The sequence below is a fragment of the Sphingomonas trueperi genome (assembly GCF_011927635.1).
Classification (GTDB): Bacteria; Pseudomonadota; Alphaproteobacteria; order Sphingomonadales; family Sphingomonadaceae; genus Sphingomonas; species Sphingomonas trueperi.
In genome coordinates this window covers 222,109-240,210 of sequence record NZ_JAATJB010000002.1, presented here as the reverse complement: position 1 = coordinate 240,210, position 18,102 = coordinate 222,109, and the positions used below count along the sequence as shown (strand labels likewise).

Annotated in this window: 15 protein-coding genes; 7 read left to right on the top strand and 8 right to left on the bottom strand. The window is 67.5% G+C overall.

Annotation, left to right across the window (positions count from 1 at the left end):
- Window positions 1-39: 39 nt before the first annotated feature.
- Both GGR89_RS04485 and GGR89_RS04480 read right to left on the bottom strand, forming a co-directional pair.
- The gene (locus tag GGR89_RS04485) at window positions 40-1,443 is read right to left on the bottom strand and encodes an HlyD family type I secretion periplasmic adaptor subunit (RefSeq protein ID WP_125975686.1); all 1,404 of its coding nucleotides are present in this window, start codon (window positions 1,441-1,443) and stop codon (window positions 40-42) included.
- Window positions 1,440-3,626 carry a type I secretion system permease/ATPase gene (locus tag GGR89_RS04480; RefSeq protein WP_125975684.1) on the bottom strand — a complete coding sequence of 729 codons (2,187 nt, stop codon included), beginning with the start codon at window positions 3,624-3,626 and terminating at the stop codon, window positions 1,440-1,442. The genes GGR89_RS04485 and GGR89_RS04480 overlap by 4 nt, the downstream gene beginning before the upstream one ends.
- Before the next feature lie 577 nt (window positions 3,627-4,203).
- Between GGR89_RS04480 and GGR89_RS04475 the strand changes: the two genes are divergently transcribed.
- The 7 genes from GGR89_RS04475 (at window position 4,204) to GGR89_RS04445 (ending at window position 10,726) form a co-directional block, all read left to right on the top strand.
- Window positions 4,204-5,616, top strand: coding sequence for an exopolysaccharide biosynthesis polyprenyl glycosylphosphotransferase (locus GGR89_RS04475; RefSeq protein ID WP_125975682.1), 1,413 nt, complete (start codon window positions 4,204-4,206; stop codon window positions 5,614-5,616).
- A gap of 115 nt (window positions 5,617-5,731) precedes the next feature.
- Window positions 5,732-6,610, top strand: a complete 879-nt coding sequence (gene rfbA, locus GGR89_RS04470; RefSeq protein ID WP_126001860.1) for a glucose-1-phosphate thymidylyltransferase RfbA — start codon at window positions 5,732-5,734, stop codon at window positions 6,608-6,610.
- Window positions 6,607-7,173 (top strand): dTDP-4-dehydrorhamnose 3,5-epimerase, encoded by a 567-nt coding sequence (gene rfbC / locus GGR89_RS04465; protein WP_125975678.1) that lies wholly within the window; start codon window positions 6,607-6,609, stop codon window positions 7,171-7,173. Before rfbA ends, rfbC begins: the two co-directional genes overlap by 4 nt.
- A gap of 3 nt (window positions 7,174-7,176) precedes the next feature.
- Complete coding sequence (rfbB, locus tag GGR89_RS04460; RefSeq protein WP_125975676.1) at window positions 7,177-8,241, top strand: dTDP-glucose 4,6-dehydratase; 1,065 nt, start codon at window positions 7,177-7,179, stop codon at window positions 8,239-8,241.
- A complete protein-coding gene (gene rfbD / locus GGR89_RS04455; RefSeq protein WP_125975674.1) occupies window positions 8,241-9,122 on the top strand; it encodes a dTDP-4-dehydrorhamnose reductase in 882 nt (293 codons plus the stop codon). The genes rfbB and rfbD overlap by 1 nt, the downstream gene beginning before the upstream one ends.
- A 125-nt stretch (window positions 9,123-9,247) precedes the next feature.
- Window positions 9,248-9,760 (top strand): hypothetical protein, encoded by a 513-nt coding sequence (locus GGR89_RS04450; RefSeq protein WP_167712769.1) that lies wholly within the window; start codon window positions 9,248-9,250, stop codon window positions 9,758-9,760.
- A gap of 57 nt (window positions 9,761-9,817) precedes the next feature.
- Window positions 9,818-10,726, top strand: coding sequence for a DMT family transporter (locus GGR89_RS04445; RefSeq protein WP_125975670.1), 909 nt, complete (start codon window positions 9,818-9,820; stop codon window positions 10,724-10,726).
- Here the strand turns inward: GGR89_RS04445 and GGR89_RS04440 are convergent.
- The 6 genes from GGR89_RS04440 to gcvH form a co-directional block, all read right to left on the bottom strand.
- Entirely contained in the window at window positions 10,701-11,330 is a 630-nt protein-coding gene (locus GGR89_RS04440) for a DUF938 domain-containing protein (RefSeq protein ID WP_125975668.1), read from the bottom strand. The genes GGR89_RS04445 and GGR89_RS04440 overlap by 26 nt on opposite strands.
- Window positions 11,327-11,830, bottom strand: coding sequence for a CcdC protein domain-containing protein (locus GGR89_RS04435; protein ID WP_125975666.1), 504 nt, complete (start codon window positions 11,828-11,830; stop codon window positions 11,327-11,329). Before GGR89_RS04435 ends, GGR89_RS04440 begins: the two co-directional genes overlap by 4 nt.
- A gap of 118 nt (window positions 11,831-11,948) precedes the next feature.
- Window positions 11,949-14,288 (bottom strand): S9 family peptidase, encoded by a 2,340-nt coding sequence (locus tag GGR89_RS04430; RefSeq protein ID WP_125975664.1) that lies wholly within the window; start codon window positions 14,286-14,288, stop codon window positions 11,949-11,951.
- Between the two features lie 241 nt (window positions 14,289-14,529).
- Window positions 14,530-16,104 (bottom strand): aminomethyl-transferring glycine dehydrogenase subunit GcvPB, encoded by a 1,575-nt coding sequence (gcvPB, locus tag GGR89_RS04425; protein WP_125975662.1) that lies wholly within the window; start codon window positions 16,102-16,104, stop codon window positions 14,530-14,532.
- The gene (gene gcvPA / locus GGR89_RS04420; protein WP_125975660.1) at window positions 16,101-17,459 is read right to left on the bottom strand and encodes an aminomethyl-transferring glycine dehydrogenase subunit GcvPA; all 1,359 of its coding nucleotides are present in this window, start codon (window positions 17,457-17,459) and stop codon (window positions 16,101-16,103) included. Before gcvPA ends, gcvPB begins: the two co-directional genes overlap by 4 nt.
- Window positions 17,460-17,729: 270 nt before the next feature.
- On the bottom strand, window positions 17,730-18,101 hold the full coding sequence (gene gcvH / locus GGR89_RS04415; protein WP_125975658.1) for a glycine cleavage system protein GcvH: 372 nt from the start codon (window positions 18,099-18,101) through the stop codon (window positions 17,730-17,732).
- Between the last annotated feature and the right edge of the window lies 1 nt (window position 18,102).

Here is an 18,102-nt window from a genome sequence, read left to right as displayed (position 1 = left end):
GCGCGCGGCACCCCGGCCGGAGCCGGGATGCCCCTCGCCTCACCGCTCGTGCAGCGCGTCGCTCCCCGTCTCCAGCACCGGACCGACCAGATAGCTGAGCAGCGTCCGCTTGCCGGTGACGATGTCGGCGCTGGCGATCATGCCCGGGCGCAGCGGCACCTGGGCGCCGTGCGCGTTGACGTAGCTGCGGTCGAGCGCGATCCGCGCCTTGTAGACCGGCGGCTGGCCTTCCTTCATCTGCACCGCCTCGGGGCTGATCCCCACCACGGTGCCGGGGATCATGCCGTAGCGCGTGTACGGGAAGGCCTGCAGCTTCACCTTCACCGGCATGCCGGTGCGGACGAAGCCGATGTCGCTGTTGTCGATCATCACCTCGGCCTCGAGCCGCGCCTTGTCGGGCACGATCGAGAGCAACGGCTTAACGCCCTCCACCACGCCGCCCTCGGTATGCACCTGAAGCTGCGAGACGGTGCCGCTCACCGGCGCGCGGAGTTCGCGGAAGCTGCTGCGCAGGCTCGCCTTGGCGACATCCTCGCTGCGGCCGCGCACCTCGCCCTCGGCCTTGACCAGATCCTGCAGGACCTGCGCGCGGGCTTCCTCGCGAGTCCTGGCCGAGAGGCTGCTCGCGCTGTGCGACTGCTGGCCGAGCTTGGCGACGCTGGCGCGCGCGGCCGCGAGATCCTGACGCTCGGAGATCAGCTGGCGGCGCAGCTCGACGACGCGCAGCTTGGAGACATAGCCCTTGGCGGCCATCGCCTCGTTGGCGGCGACCTGCTGCTCGAGCAGCGGCAGCGATTGTTCGAGCTTCTGCACCTGCGCCTTCGCCTCGGCGGCGGCGGAGACGGCGGCGCCGCTGTCCGACCGGCCGCCGGCCGTGGCCGCCTCGATCTGGCCGAGCCGCGCGCGGGCGAGGTCGCGGTGGGTCGCCGCCTCGGCCGGGCTGGCCCCGGCGGGGGCGACGAAGTGGAAGCCCTTGCCATCGAGCGCGTCGACGATCGCCTGGTTGCGCGCGACGTCGAGCTGGGCACTGAGCAGCGCGACCTTCGCCTGATTGGCCTCTGCCGCCGACATGGTGGGGTCGAGCGTGACCAGCACCTGGCCCTTGGTCACCTTCTGCCCCTCGCCCACCAGGATGCGGCGGACGATCCCCGATTCGGGCGACTGGACGACCTTGGTCTCGCCGATCGGCGCGATCCGGCCTTGCGTCGGCGCGACCACCTCGACCTTGCCGATCGCCAGCCAGGCCGTGGTGATCGCCAGCCCCGCCATCATCACCCGGGCGGTGAGCCGCGCGGTGGGCGACACCGGCCGCTCGATGATCTCGAGCGCGGCGGGCAGGAAGGTGGTGTCATAGTCGATGCTGCGCGCGGGCAGCACCGTGCCGCGGAGCCGGGCGAGCGGGCCGCGCGGGCCGCGGGGCCCCATGGTGACGACGGCGTTCATGCGGCAATCTCCCCGAAGCCGCTTTGGCGGCGGTGCAGGTCGGCATAGCGGCCGCCCAGGCGCAGCAGTTCGTCATGGCGGCCGCTCTCGACGATGCGGCCCTGTTCGAGCGTGATGATCCGGTCGCAGCCGCGCACCGCCGACAGGCGATGGGCGATGATGACGAGGGTGCGGCCGGCGGAGATCGCGCGCAGGTTGTTCTGGATCAGCTCCTCGCTCTCGGCGTCGAGCGCCGAGGTCGCCTCGTCGAACACCAGGATGCGCGGATTGCCGACCAGCGCGCGGGCGATGGCGAGCCGCTGGCGCTGGCCGCCCGACAGGTTCACGCCGCGCTCAACGATCTCGGTATCATAGCCGCGCGGCTGGCGCAGGATGAAGTCGTGCGCGCCGGCAAGCTGGGCCGCCGCGACGACATGCTCGAACGGCATGGCGGGGTTGGACAGCGCGATATTCTCGCGGATCGTGCGGCTGAAGAGGAGGTTCTCCTGCAGCACCACGCCGATCTGGCGGCGCAGCCAGGACGCGTCAAGCTGCGCGACATCGACCTCGTCGACCAGCACGCGGCCGTTGCTCGGCAGGTTGAGCCGCTGGAGCAGCTTGGCGAGCGTCGACTTGCCCGAACCCGAGGAGCCGACGATGCCGAGCGAGGTCCCCTCCGGGATGTCGAGCGTGATGTCGCTCAGCACCGGCGGCTGGTCCTCGGCATAGCGGAAGCTGACATTCTCGAAGCGGATCGCGCCGCGCAGCACCGGCAGCGTCGCCGCCGAGGCGGGGCGCGGCTCGACCGGATGGTTGAGCACGTCGCCGAGCCGCTCGATCGCGATTCGGACCTGCTGGAAGTCCTGCCACAGCTGCGCCATGCGGATCACCGGGCCCGAGACGCGCTGCGCGAACATGTTGAACGCGACCAGCGCGCCGACGCTCATCGCGCCGCCGATCACCGCCTGCGCGCCGAAGAACAGGATCGCGGCGAAGCTCAGCTTGGAGATCATCTCGATTGCCTGGCTGCCGGTATTGGCGGTGTTGATCAGCCGCTGCGAGGCGCCGGTATAGGCGGCGAGCTGGCGCTCCCAGCCATTCTGCCAGTGCGGCTCGACCGCGGCCGCCTTGATCGTGTGGATGCCCGAGACACTCTCGACGAGCAGCGCGTTGCTGGCCGAACTCTTCTCGAACTTGTCCTCGACCAGCGTCCGCAGCGGCCCCGCGACAGCAAACGAGACGATCGCGTAGAGAATCAGCGACACCACGACGATCGCCGAGAGCATCGGCGAGTAGAACAGCATCGCCGCCAGGAAGACGAGGGTGAACAGCGGGTCGACCAGCACGGTGAGCGAGGCGTTGGTCAGGAATTCGCGAATCGTCTCGAGCTGGCGGACACGGGTGACGGTGTCGCCCACCCGGCGCTTCTCGAAATAGGAAAGCGGCAGTGCCAGCAGATGGTGGAACAGCCGCGCGCCGAGTTCGACGTCGATCTTCTGCGTCGTCTCGGTGAACAGCCGGGTGCGGATCCAGCCCAGCGCCACTTCCCAGACCGAGACGATCAGGAAGGCGAAGGCGAGCACGCTCAGCGTGCTCATGCTGTTGTGGATCAGCACCTTGTCGATCACGCTCTGGAAGAGGAGCGGCGAGGCGAGGCCGAGCAGGTTGAGCGCGAAGGTGATGCCCAGCACTTCGAGGAAGAGCTTGCGATAGCGCTTGAACTGCGCGGTGAACCAGGAGAAGCCGAACCGCAGCGGCCGCCCCGCCACCGCGCGGGTGGTGAGCAGCACCAGCGTGCCCGACCAGATCGAGTCGAGCCCCTCGCGGTCGACCTGCTCGGGCGCATGGCCGGGGCGCTGGATGATCACGCCGTGCTCGGTAAGCCCGCCGATCACGAACCAGCCCTCGGGGCCGTCGGCGATCGCCGGCAGCGGCTGGCGGGCGAGGCCGCCGCGCGGCACGTCCACCGCCTTGGCGCGCACGCCCTGCTGACGCTTGGCAAGCAGGATCAGGTCGTCGATCGTCGGCGTCTCGCCATGCCCCAGCGCGTGGCGAAGCTGTTCGGGGGTGATCGCGATGTTGTGCACGCCGAGCAGCAGCGACAGCGCCACCAGCCCGGATTCGCGCAGTTCGGCCTCGCGCTCGGCGGCCGATGGGCCCGCAAAAGCGCTTTGCAGGCTGGCCTGCATTTCGTCGCGTGTCATTTCCGGAACTCTGCCTCCATGGCGCTACTCGTCGACGCCATGATGAAGAAGGCTGGTAAAGACTCGATTAAGCCAAATGTTTCTGTGGTTTATGCGTAGGCGGCGGACCGCGCTGCAGAGCCGGTTAGACGATCCTTAAGGCGGACTCGCTACCGTTGCAGGAGAAACCATAGCGATGGGCCGAGAGGATTTTGAGGTGCACTGCAGCAAAATCACATCCAAATCACGCTGCAAGCGCGAAGAAATCCATGATTCGGACAGGTCCCACGCCCCTGCGGCCCTTGATCCGACGACGATCCTGGGGATAAGTCGCCATCGGTCGCTCAACCCTGAAAATACGGCAAATAACGTCGGTTTCGGAGGGATATTTATCCGAGCCTCGCGCGTTCGTGCGGGTTAGGCTCTCGTCACGGCCAACAATCCAGGGTGCGATCTTGTTGAATCCCGGTCCCGAAATCAGACCATTTGATCGATACCGAGACTATCGCATCGCAAACCGTCTCATTATAATGCAGTGCAACAGGCCGACTCGGCCGCTGTCAGCGTGCAAATTCCGTTGAGGGAGCCCAGTGAGGCCATGAACGCTTTTGAAGCACAGCGCGCCTTTGAAGAGCAGCTTCGGGCGCATGCCCGGATCGATCGATCGGTCGCCCCCGTCTGGCGGCGATCGACGCTCCGCATGGTGCTCTATACCGAGCTCCTGCTGCTCGACAGCATCGCGATCCTTGCCGCCTTCTATCTTGCCGCCTGCACGCGCGACGGCAATTGGCTGTCGCTCGCCGGCATCAATGTCGGCGTCTTCCTGCTGCCGATCACGCTGGGCACCGCACTCGCCAGCGGCACCTATTCGCTGGGCTGCCTGCGCTACCCGGTGAGCGGGGTGAAGAACATCTTCTCGGCCTTCTTCTTCTCGGTCTTCGTCGTGCTGCTCGGCAGCTACCTGCTCACCGCCGAACTGCCGCTCTCGCGCGTGCAGCTGGCCGAGGGCACCTTGCTGTCGCTGTTCTTTCTGATCACCGGCCGGCTGGTGTTCCGCCGCCACGTCCGCGCGGCGACCGGCGGCCGGCTGCTCGACGAGCTGGTGATCGTCGACGGAGTCGCGCTCGAGGTTGCCGGCGACGCGGTGGCGCTCGACGCGCGGATCATCAACCTGTCGCCGAACCCGCGCGACCCGCAGATGCTCCACCGGCTCGGCACCACCGTGATCGGGTTCGATCGCGTGGTGGTCGCCTGCACCGAGGAGCATCGCGCGGTCTGGGCGCTGCTGCTCAAGGGGATGAACATCAAGGGCGAGATCCTCGTTCCCCAGTTCAACGCGCTGGGCGCGATCGGCGTTGACTCCTATGACGGCAAGGACACGCTGGTCGTCTCGCAGGGCCCGCTCAGCATGCCGAACCGCGCCAAGAAGCGCGCGCTCGACCTGGCGATCACGGTGCCCGCGGTGCTGGCGCTGGCGCCGCTGATGATCCTCGTCGCCATCCTGATCAAGCTGGAGAGCCCCGGCCCGGTGCTGTTCGCGCAGGACCGCGTCGGCCGCGGCAACCGGCTGTTCAAGATCCTCAAGTTCCGCTCGATGCGCGTCACGCTGTGCGATGCGAACGGCAACGTCTCGGCCAGCCGCGACGACGATCGCATCACCAAGGTCGGCCGCTTCATCCGCAAGACCAGCATCGACGAGCTGCCGCAGCTGCTCAACGTGCTGCGCGGCGACATGAGCGTGGTGGGCCCGCGCCCGCATGCGCTCGGCTCGCGCGCCGCCGATCATCTGTTCTGGGAAATCGACGAGCGCTACTGGCACCGCCACACGCTCAAGCCCGGCATGACCGGCCTTGCCCAGGTGCGCGGCTTCCGCGGCGCCACCGACCGCCGCGTCGACCTGACCAACCGGCTCCAGGCGGACATGGAATATATCGACGGCTGGGACATCTGGCGCGACATCACCATCCTGTTCAAGACGCTGCGGGTGATCGTACACTCCAACGCGTTCTGATCCACGCACGTCGCCGGGCCGCCCGATCGATCCGCCCAAGGATTGACAGCGGCCCGGCTTCCGTTTCTCGTTTCGTTGTCGTTGCGGCTCGGCCCGCACCATGGGGGATTATCGAATGAAGGGAATCATCCTTGCGGGTGGGAGTGGCACGCGCCTCTACCCCGCAACGCTGTCGATCTCGAAGCAGCTGCTTCCCGTCTATGACAAGCCGATGATCTTCTACCCGCTGTCGGTGCTGATGCTCACCGGCATCCGCGACATCCTGATCATCTCCACGCCGCGCGACCTGCCGATGTTTCAGGCGCTGCTCGGCGACGGATCGGCCTTCGGCATCAATCTCAGCTATGCCGAGCAGCCCTCGCCCAACGGCCTGGCCGAAGCCTTCGTGATCGGTGCCGATTTCGTCGGCAACAATCCGAGCGCGCTGATTCTGGGCGACAATATCTACCACGGCGAGAAGATGGGCGAGCGCTGCAAGGCCGCCGCCGACCAGGCGTCGCAGGGCGGCGCCAACGTGTTCGCCTATCATGTCGACGATCCCGAACGCTACGGCGTGGTCGCCTTCGATCCCGAAACCGGGGTCGCCACCAGCGTCGAGGAAAAGCCGGCCGAGCCCAAGTCCAACTGGGCGATCACCGGCCTCTATTTCTACGACAAGGACGTCGTCGACATCGCCAAGTCGATCCAGCCCTCCGCCCGCGGCGAGCTCGAGATCACCGACGTCAACCGCACCTATCTGGAGCGCGGCGACCTCCACATCACCCGGCTCGGCCGCGGCTATGCCTGGCTCGACACCGGCACGCATGACAGCCTGCACGATGCCGGCTCGTTCGTCCGCACGCTCGAGCACCGCACCGGCGTGAAGATCGCCTGCCCCGAGGAAGTCGCGTTCGACGCCGGCTGGCTGGACGCCGAGGCGCTGCTTGCACGCGCCGCCGGGCTCGGCAAGACCGGCTATGCCGCCTATCTGCGCAAGCTGGTGGCCGCGGCATGACCCAGGTCCATCACCACGAACTGTCCGGCGTGATCGAGTTCACGCCGCCCAAGCTGGGCGACAACCGCGGCTTCTTCTCCGAGGTGTTCAAGCAGTCGCTGCTCGATGCCGAGGGCGTCGAGGCGCGCTGGGTGCAGGACAATCAGAGCTTCTCCGCCCAGCCCGGCACGGTGCGCGGCCTGCATCTGCAGGCGCCGCCCTTCGCCCAGGCCAAGCTGATCCGCGTGCTGCGCGGCGCGATCTTCGACGTCGCGGTCGATATCCGTCGCGGCTCGCCCACCTATGGCAAGTGGGTCGGCGTCGAGCTGTCGGCGGAGAAGTGGAACCAGCTGCTCGTGCCCGTAGGCTATGCGCATGGCTTCATGACGCTCGTCCCCGATTGCGAGATCCTCTACAAGGTCAGCGCCCGCTATGCGCCCGACGAGGAAATGGCGATCCGCTGGAACGATCCCGACCTCGCCATCGCCTGGCCGGACATCGGCGTCGAGCCCGTGCTCTCGGGCAAGGACGCGGTCGCGCCGTCCTTCGCCGCGTTCAACACCCCCTTCTTCTATCAGGGCTGAGCCATGCAGCAGCAGACCTTCCTCGTCACCGGCGGCGCCGGCTTCATCGGCTCGGCGGTGGTGCGCCACCTCGTCCGCCAAGGCGCGCGCGTCATCAATCTCGACAAGCTCACCTATGCCGGCAACCCGGCCTCGCTGACCGCGATCGAGAACGCGCCCAACTACCGCTTCGTCCATGCCGACATCGCCGACACCGCGACGATCCCGCCGCTGCTGCGCGAAGAACAGGTCGATGTGGTGATGCACCTCGCCGCCGAGAGCCATGTCGATCGCTCGATCGACGGCCCGGGCGCGTTCATCGAGACCAACATCGTCGGCACCTTCAAGCTGCTCCAGTCGGCGCTGCAATATTGGCGCGAGCTGGAAGGCGAGAAGCGCGACGGTTTCCGCTTCCACCACATTTCCACCGACGAAGTGTTCGGCGACCTGCCGTTCGACAGCGGCATCTTCACCGAAGAGACGCCCTATGATCCCTCCTCGCCCTATTCGGCGTCGAAGGCGGCGAGCGATCACCTGGTCCGCGCCTGGGGTCACACCTATGGCCTGCCGGTGGTGCTGTCGAACTGCTCGAACAATTACGGGCCGTTCCACTTCCCCGAGAAGCTGATCCCGCTGACCATCCTCAACGCGCTCGAGGGCAAGCCGCTGCCGGTCTACGGCAAGGGCGAGAATATCCGCGACTGGCTCTATGTCGACGATCACGCCAAGGCGCTGGCGACCATCGCGACCACCGGCAAGGTCGGCCAGAGCTACAATGTCGGCGGCCGCAACGAGCGGACCAATTTGCAGGTGGTCGAGACGATCTGCGACCTGCTCGACCAGCGGATCCCGCTGGCGGACGGCAGGAAGCGCCGCGCGCTGATTACCTTCGTCACCGATCGTCCCGGCCATGATCGCCGCTACGCGATCGATGCGACCAAGCTCGAGACCGAGCTGGGCTGGAAGGCCGAGGAGAATTTCGACACCGGCATCGCCGCGACGATCGACTGGTATCTCGAAAACGAATGGTGGTGGGGCCCGATCCGCTCCGGCAAGTACGCCGGCGAGCGTCTGGGCCAGACCGCCTGATGCGCATCCTCGTCACCGGGCATGACGGCCAGGTCGCCCAGGCGCTGGCCGAGCAGGCGCAGGGCCATGAGCTGGTCTTCACCGCCTATCCCGAGTTCGATCTCTCCAAGCCCGAGACGATCGAAGCCGCGGTGGCGCGCATCCAGCCCGAGCTGATCGTCTCGGCCGCCGCCTATACCGCGGTCGACAAGGCCGAAAGCGAGCCCGAGCTCGCCATGGCGATCAACGGCGACGGCCCCGGCGTGCTGGCCCGCGCGGGCGCCGAGATCGGCGCGCCGATCATCCATCTGTCGACCGACTATGTGTTCGACGGCAGCCTCGACCGTCCCTGGCGCGAGGAGGATCCCACCGGCCCGCTCGGCGTCTATGGCGCGACCAAGCTGGCCGGGGAACAGGCGGTGCAGGCCTCGGGCGCTACCCACGCCGTGCTGCGGCTGGCCTGGGTCTACAGCCCGTTCGGCAACAATTTCGTCAAGACGATGCTGCGCCTCGCCGAGACGCGCGACGCGCTCAACGTCGTCGAGGACCAGCGCGGCTGCCCGGGCTCGGCGCTCGACATCGCGACGGCGATCCTCACCGTGGTCGAGCATTGGCAGCGCGAGGGCGCGACCAGCGGGCTCTACCATTTCACCGGCTCGGGCGAGACGACCTGGGCGGATTTCGCCCGCGCGATCTTCGCCGAAAGCGCGAAGCATGGCGGCCCGACCGCCGAGGTGACCGGCATCCCGACTTCGGGCTATCCCACCCCGGCCAAGCGCCCAGCCAACTCCCGGCTCGACTGCACCCGCTTCGCCGAAACCTTCGGCTACCGCGCCCCGGCATGGCAGGAGTCGCTCGCGGTGGTGGTGGACCGGCTGTTCGCTGCGGGGCGCCCGGCTTAACCCTTTCGACAGCTCCGGCCTCTACCCGCCCCCGGTATCAGGAACCTGTTCCAAGATACTGGGGGATAACGATGCAACAGATTCATTCGCTGTCGGAGAAGGAACGCCGCTGGCTGTCCGGCGGCGTGCTCTTCGGCGTGCTGCTCACGCTGATCCTGACGGCGGAGTCGGACGATCCGATCCCCACCTTCCTCGCGGCGGTCGGCGCGATCGGCCAGGTCGGCATCGCGGTGGCGCTCTATTTCGTCAATCGCGCGCAGTGGAAGCTGCAGGAGCATCTCGCGCAGGAGGAAGTGCGCCAGGCGGCGGAACGGCAGCGACTCGTGCGCCAGATCGCTCTGGACAACATTCGCGAGGAGATCGACACCTTCTATCGCAGCTGTGAGGTTGGCGCGCGCGAAGAATGCCATGACCGGATGAGCGAACACCTGTTCCAGCTCAAGGTGGGCCTGGATTTCGAATCGGCTCGCAGCATTCGAAAGTTCCTGCGGTTTTCGTCCGACATCATTACCCACATGAGTACGGACGAGGGGCGAGTGGCGAACGGACGGCGCATGGATCCTTGGCGCAAGTCGGCCAACAACGTGCTGCGGACGGTCGGCGCGGAACCGCTCGACTTCGGGAAGGGCCGGGATTGACAGGAAAAACCGCAATTGGGGTTGCCGCTGATGCCCCCCGCCCCTAACCGTCCCTCCGTGTCCGAAGCCCGACCCGACCGCATCGCCACCGGCCTGGCGCTCCGTCTCTTCGCCATCTTCTGCATGTCGACGATGTCGGCGCTCATCAAGATGTCCGAGCTGCGCGGCGCCTCGCTGATCGAGACGATGTTCCACCGCCAGCTCTGGGCGGTGCCGCTGGTCACGCTGTGGGTGGCGCTGGGGCCCGGCCTCAAGTCGCTGAAGACGGAGCGCTTCGGCGCGCATGCCTGGCGCACCGCGGTGGGCCTCACCGGCATGATCTTCACCTTCGGCGCGGTGATCCTGCTGCCGCTGGCCGAGGCGCAGACCTTCCAGTTCACCGTGCCGATCTTCGCCACGCTGCTCGGCGCGCTGATCCTCGGCGAGCCGACCGGCTGGCACCGCTGGGGCGCGGTGATCCTGGGCTTTGTCGGCGTGCTGATCGTCGTCCAGCCCGGCCAGCAGGCGATCCCGATCTTCGGTGCGTTCGTCGGGCTGATGGCGGCGCTGTTCGTCGCGATCGTCGCGATCACGCTGCGCCAGATCGGCAGGACCGAAAGCGCCGGCACCACGGTGTTCTGGTTCTCTTTGCTCTCGGTGCCGGTGCTGGGTGCGATCTACGCGTTCAACTATCGCCCGCACGACGCCGAGACCTGGGCGATCCTAATCGCCACGGGGCTGGTCGGCGGAGTGGGCCAGCTGGCGCTCACCGGCGCGATGCGCTTCGCCCCCGTCTCCGCGGTGGTGCCGATGGACTATTCGGGGCTGATCTGGGCGACGCTCTACGGCTGGCTGCTGTTCGACGTGTTCCCGACCTTCTCGACCTGGCTGGGCGCACCGGTGATCATCGCCAGCGGGCTCTACATCGTCTATCGCGAACAGAAGCTGGCGCGGGGCCGCGCTAGCTACGCCGAAACGCCACTATGAGGTTGTTGGCGGGCATCGCCACTCGCCGCTCGAACACCAGCCCTTGCGCCGCGGCCGCAGCGATCACCTCGTCCAGCAGGCGGAGTCCCCATTCGGAGTCGCGCGCGCGCAACGACTGGTCGAATTCCTCGTTCGAGGGCGCGGTGGGCACGCCTGCCTCGCGATAGGGCCCGTAAAGGATCAGCGGTGCGCCCGGCGGCAGCAGCTGCCCTGCCCCCGCCATCAGCCCCAGCGTCGCCGCCCAGGGGCTGATATGGACCATGTTGATGCACAGGATCGCATCGGCATGGCTCACCGGCCACGTCGCCGCCGCCGCATCCAGCGCGACCGGCGGGCGGACATTGGCCAGCCCCGCGCACCACGACGCGATCGAGGCGAGCGCATCCGGGTCCGGGTCGCTCGGGTGCCATTCCAGCCTGGGGAAATGCTCGGCGAAATAGGCGCAATGCTCGCCGCTGCCGCTGGCCACTTCGAGCACGCGGCCGGAGACGGGGAGCAGCTCGCCCAGCATCGTGGCGATCGCCGCGCGATTGCGCAGCGTCGCGGGGGCGTGGCGCCGCACGCCTTCGGGCGGGGCCAGCCAGCTGCGCTCGCGATCGCTCATGCGGCCGCCCGCGCCTGGGCGAGCAGCCTACGCCCACGGAGATACATCTCCAACCGCATCGCGCTGAACAGCCCTAGCGCCATCGTGCCGAAGGCCTGGGTGAGCAGCACCACGTTGAGGTGCAGCGCCGAGCCCTCGGCCTGGCCGACCAGCTTGATCGCGATCAGCACGACGATGAACAGCAGCCCGCCGATCGACGCCCTCTGGTTGAGCTGGTGCGTCTCCGGGTCGACCGAGAGCCGCATCATCTTACCCCGCTGCCAGCCGAGCCCGCCGCCCACCACCAGCGCGGCGGCGCACAGCGCCGAGCCGCCGAGGCTCGGCTGCAGCCGCAGGAACAGGCTGGCGACGAGCAGCGCATAGAGCGCCGGGATGATCCACAGTCGTTCAAGTATCAGCGGCCGCGCCTTCGACATCCGGCGGAGGCGCAGCGCGAGGATCAGCCCCACGACGAGCGCGGTGATGCCGTAGCGGATCAGGTGCGGCGTATCGAACTGCATGGCGGAGTCCCCCCTGAGCGATGCAGTGCAGCATAGAGGCAAGCTCCGCCGCGTCAAAACTCGCTTTTCACGCCCTGTCCCGCGCCGCGACGTCGATCACGGGCCGAACGAGAAGACTTCAGTTGCCCGGCCGCTCGATCCGGTACTCCTTCGGCGGCGTGGCACCCATCAGGTTCTCGACGAAATAGTCCCAGCGGCGGCGCATCATATAGTAGGATTGGTCGCCATAGCCGTGATGCGCGCGCGGAAACAGGACGAGGTCGAAATCCTTGTTGGCCTTTTCCAGCGCATCGACCACCAGCAGCGTCGAGGAGACCGGCACATTGTCGTCGAGCATGCCGTGCGCCAGCAGCAGCTTGCCCTTCAGGTTCCTGGCGATGTCCTGATTGGCCTGCAGGTCGTAGTTGGTCTTCTTCCCGTCGCTCTCCAGCAACCCGAGATATTTCTCGTAGAAATCGTCTTCATAGTTGCGGTTGTCGTGGTTGCCGCTCTCGGCGATCCCGACCTTGAAGAAATCGGGATAGAGGAACATCGCCGCCGCGGTGGCATTGCCGCCGCCTGAATGCCCCCAGATGCCGACGCGGTCGAGGTCGAGCCAGGCGTAGCGCTTGGCCAGATCCTGGATGCCGCTCCGCTGGTCGGGCACGGCCTGCTTGCCCATGTCGCGGTAGTAATAGTCCTGGAAAGCCTTGGAGCGACGCGGCGTGCCCAGCCCGTCGATCTCGACCACGGCAAAGCCCAGCTGCGCCAGCGCACCCGCATCCCCCTGGGCCGCAGAGAACTGCCGCGAGGGGATCGTCCCCATGAACGGGCCGGGATAGATATAGTCGACGACCGGATACTTGCGCTGCGGATCGAGCCCGGCCGGCTTGAACAGCAGCCCGTGGCACAGCGTCTTGCCGTCGCTGCACCGGACGGCGATGCTCTCCGGCGCCTGCCAGCCCGCCGCGCGCAGCCGCGTGACGTCGCCTTTCGCCAACCCCGTGACGACCGATCCGTCGGCGCTGCGCAGCACGGCGGTCTGCGGCTCCTGCGGGGTCGAGTAGATGTCGACGAAATAGCGCCCGTCGCTCGACGGGATCGCGATATGATCCTGCCTTTCCGGCGTCAGCAGCTTGGGTGCGCCGCCCTTCAGGTCGATGGCATAGATGCTGCGATAATAGGGATCCATGCCGGGCTCCAGCCCGACGCCCGCCACCAGCATCTTGCCGCTTCGCTCGTCGATGAAGACGGGATGATCGACGTTCCACTGGCCCTGGGTGACCTGGCGGATCAGCTTGCCGGTGGCGGCGCTGTACAGATAATAATGGCCCCAGTTGTCGCGCTGCGACCACCACAGGATCTCGCCGCGCTCGGAGAGATAGCGCCAGTTGATCCCCTCGTCATTGTAGCCGCTGTCGAACCAGGTCGGCACGCTCTCGATGAACAGGTCGCGCACCGCGCCGCTGGTCGCGTCGGCGATGCGCACGGTCTCCACCTTGTGGTCGCGCGAGGTCGAGACGAAGGCGAGCGTCTTCGCGTCCTTCGCCCACTGCATGTCCTGCGGACCCTCGCCGCACACCACGTCGTCGCACAGCGAGGAGCGATGCGGCTCCGCCGGCATCTTAAGGCGGATCACCTGGCCGGCATCCACGTCGACGATGACGCGCTGGATCTGAATGATCTCCTTGTCGCCGACGAACGGATATTTCCACGTGTCGACCTTCGAATGGCCGACCTGGGTCGTGGTGATCGAGAAGTCCGCCACCGCGCGCTGGTCCTGCTGGAAGGTCGCCAGCTTCCTGGAGTCGGGGGACCAGATCACGATCGCCTGATCGGAATGCTTCCAGCCCGCATTGTCCGTCGCGTAGCCGAAATCCTTCACGCCGTCGGTCGTCAGCTGCCGTTCCGCACCCGTTGCCATGTCGCGGACCCACAGGTTCCAGTCGCGCACGAAGGCGGCGCGCTTGCCGTCCGGGGAGAGCACCGCATCGGCCGGGCCCTGCTGCGCCAGATAGCCGGCGATCTGCCCGGCGCTCGGCGCTGCCGATTCCGTGCAAGCGTAGGGCTGCACCATCGCGCACGCATAGCGCTTGCCGCCGACACTGAGCACCGCCCGGTTCCGGGCGAGGTCCGGCATGAAATCGCCGATGGCCAGCTTCGCCGCGTTCTGCTCCTTCAGACCGGTGGCGTTGAGCGAGGCGAGCAGCGCCCTGGTCTCGAAGGCGGCCTTCTTGGTGCGCTTGGCCGCATCGACCAGCATGATCGTCGGCACGCCGTGATCGGTGTCGACATACCAGAAGCGGCGGGCGTCGATCCAATGCGCCGAGCGTACCGCGTGATCGACCAGCGGCGCCGTCCACGGCGCCAGCTGGTGCGCGGCGCGTGTGTAGTCGGCGTCCGTCAGCACCGGCCGTTGTTGCGCGATCGCCGTGCCGGCGGTCAGGGAAGCCAGGAGACAGCAGGCGATCAGGCGCATCGAGCAACTTTCCGAAGGAGGGGAGTCGGCCATCCGCAAGGAAGAGGGTCTACGGCGCGTCCTTCCGCCGCTGCCCCCCCCGCGCGGACCCGGCGCAGCGCGCGCGGGCGCGCTCTGTATGCAGAGCGGCGGCAGCGACCGCAATAGCGCCGCCCACCTCCCCCAGACGCAAAACGCCGGCGGGAAGCGGGGGCTTCCAGCCGGCGTGTGCGACCCTCTCGGGGGGTAACGGGTCGGACGCTTACTCGGCCGCTTCGGCGGGTGCCGCGTCCTTGTACGCCAGCAACGGCTTGCGCGCGGCGAGCGTCTCGTCGAGGCGGCGGCGAGGCGCGAAGTGCGGCGCGCTCTTCAGCGCCGCCTCGCCCTGCTTGGCCTTGGTCGCGACGTTGCGGAACGCGCCGATGAACTGGTCGAGCGCCGCCTTGCTCTCGGTCTCGGTTGGCTCGACCAGCATCGCGCCGTGGACGACGAGCGGGAAATACACCGTCATCGGGTGATAGCCCTCGTCGATCAGCCCCTTGGCGATATCGAGCGTCGAGAAGCCCTCGGGCAGGCCCTTGTCGCTGAAGATCGCCTCATGCATGCACGGGCCGGTCTTGGCGAAGGGTGCGTCGAGCACGTCCTCCATCGCGCGCAGCACGTAATTGGCATTGAGCACCGAATCCTCGGCGACCTGGCGCAGGCCGTCGGCACCGTGGCTGAGGATATAGGTCAGCGCGCGGGTGAACATGCCCATCTGGCCGTGGAAGGCGGTCATGCGGCCGAAGGTGCCGGCATGATGCTCCTCGGCATTCTCCTCCTCGACGAGGCGATAGCCATCGGCCGTCTTCTCGACGAAGGGCAACGGCGCATAGGGCGCCAGCGCCGCCGACAGCACCACCGGGCCCGAACCCGGACCGCCGCCGCCATGCGGGGTGGAGAAGGTCTTGTGCAGGTTGATGTGCATCGCATCGACGCCGAGATCACCCGGGCGCACCCGGCCGACGATCGCGTTGAAGTTGGCGCCGTCGCAATAGACATAGCCGCCGGCGGCATGGACCGCGTCGGAAATGTCCTTGAGGTCCGGCTCGAACAGGCCGCAGGTGTTCGGGTTGGTGATCATCACGCCGGCGATGTCCGGCCCCAGCCGCGCCTTGAGTGCCGCCACGTCGACCCGGCCTTCCGGCGTCGCGGGGATGTCCTCCACCGCGAAGCCGGCGAAGGCCGCCGTCGCCGGGTTGGTGCCGTGCGCGCTCTCCGGCACCAGCATGATGCGGCGCGCGGTCTCGCCCTTGGCGTCGAGCGCGGCGCGGATCGCCAGCACGCCGCAGAGTTCGCCATGCGCGCCGGCCTTGGGGCTCATCGCCACCGCCTGCATGCCGGTGAGCGTGGTCAGCCAGTGCGCGAGCTGGTCGATCGCCTCCAGCGCGCCCTGCACGGTATCGACCGGCTGGAGCGGGTGGATGTCGGCGAAGCCCGGCAGGCGCGCCATCCGCTCGTTGAGGCGCGGATTGTGCTTCATCGTGCAGCTGCCCAGCGGGAACAGGCCGAGATCGATGGCATAGTTCTGGCGGCTGAGGCGGGTATAGTGGCGCACCGTCTCGGGCTCGGACAGGCCCGGCAGGCCGATGGCCTTCGAGCGCTCCATGCCGGCGAGGCGCGACTTGCCCGCAGGGGCCTCACCGAAATCGACGCCGGTGGTGTCGGTGGAGCCGATCTCGAAGATCAGCGCCTCTTCCAGCATCAGCGCGCGGTTGCCAGTGAACGTGCCCTCGGCGGTCTCGCTACCTCCCGACGGCGTGGTGGGGCGCCAGCCCGACGGATTGATCGTGCTCATGCCAGCACCTCCTCGAGTGCGGAGGCAAGCGTCTCGACGTCCTCCTCCGTGGTGGTTTCGGTGACCGCGACGACGAGGCCGTTCTGCAGCGCCTCGACGCCCGGATAGAGGCGGCCGAGCGACACGCCGGCCAGGATGCCCTTGTCGGCCAGCTGGCGGACGGCGGGGCGCGCTTCCTTGGACAGCTTCAGGGTGAATTCGTTGAAGAACCGGTCGGTGACCAGCTCCACCCCGTCGACTTCGGCCAGGCGATCGGCGGCGGCGCTGGCGCCGACATGGTTGAGCTCGGCGAGCTGGCGCAGGCCCTTCTCGCCCAGCAGCGTCATGTGCACCGACATGGCGAGCGCGCACAGCACCGAGCTGGTGCAGATGTTCGACGTCGCCTTTTCGCGGCGGATATGCTGCTCGCGCGTGGAGAGCGTCAGCACGAAGCCGCGCTTGCCGCTGGCGTCCACCGTCTCGCCACAAAGGCGGCCCGGCATCTGGCGCACCAGCTTTTCCGAGCAGGCGAACAGGCCGACATACGGCCCGCCGAATTGCAGGCCGACGCCGAGCGACTGGCCCTCGCCGACGACGATGTCCGCGCCCATCTCGCCCGGCGCCTTGATCGCCCCCAGCGCCACCGGCTCGGTGACGACGGCGATCAGCAGCGCCTTCTTGGCGTGGCAGGCCTCGGCCAGCGCCGACATGTCCTCGATGCGGCCGAGAATGTCCGGATACTGGACGACGACGCACGAGGTGTCGGCGTCGATCGCGTTGATCAGGTCGAGCGTGTCGGGCTCGGGGCTCAGCGTCGGCACGCCGGTGACGAGCTGGTCGCCGGTGAAGCGCGCCATCGTCTTGGCGACCGAGACATAATGCGGGTGCAGACCGCCCGAGAGGATCGCCTTGCCGCGCTTGGTGACGCGGCGCGCCATCGAGATCGCTTCCCAGCACGCGGTCGAGCCGTCGTACATCGAGGCATTGGCGACGTCGCAGCCGAGCAGCCGGGCGATCTGGCTCTGGAACTCGAACATCATCTGCAGCGTGCCCTGCGCGATTTCCGGCTGGTAGGGCGTGTAGGCGGTGAGGAACTCGCCGCGCTGGATGAGGTGATCGACCGAGGCCGGCACATGGTGGCGATAGGCCCCTGCCCCCAGGAAGAACGGCGCCTCGCCGGCGGCGAGGTTCTTGCGCGCCAGCGCGGTCATGTGGCGTTCGACCGCGAGTTCCGACGCATGCATCGGCAGGCCGGCGATCGGCCCGCTCAGGCGGGCGCTTTCGGGCACGTCGACGAACAGATCGTCGATCGACGGGGCGCCGATCGTGCCAAGCATTGCCTGACGGTCGGCCGGGGTAAGGGGCAGGTAGCGCATCGACTGTCCTACTCTACCTCCCGCAAATGGGAGGGATTATGGGGTGGGATGATCCCGTGAAGGGTGGCAATCCCATCATGCTTTCGTTCCTCCCCCTCGAGGGGGAGGATAGCGGAGCTTGGCGCTTCAGCGCCTAGCGCAGCTTGGAGAGGGTGAGCGGTTGCCTGAGCAACCGCGCGATTTGCTATTGCAAATCGCCCCCTCTCCCTCCCACTGCCTCCGGCAGCGGGCCCCTCCCTCCCCCCAGGAGGGGGAGGGGCTAATAAGAGATCACAGCTTGGCGACGAACGCCTGGTACTTGGCCTCGTTCATCAGGCCTTCCAGCTCGCTCTCGTCGCTGAGCGTCATCTTGAAGAACCAGCCTTCGCCTTCCGGATCCTCGTTCACCAGCGCGGGGTTGTCGGCGAGGTCGCTGTTGCCCTCGACGACGGTGCCCGACACCGGCGCATACACGTCCGACGCCGCCTTGACGCTCTCGACGACCGCGGCATCGTCGCCCTTGCTCAGTTCCTTGCCCTCGTCGGGCACTTCGACGAACACGATGTCGCCGAGCTGGCTCTGGGCATATTCGGTGATGCCGACCGTCGCGACGTCGCCGTCGACTTCGATCCACTCATGGTCTTCGGTAAAATAACGGCTCATG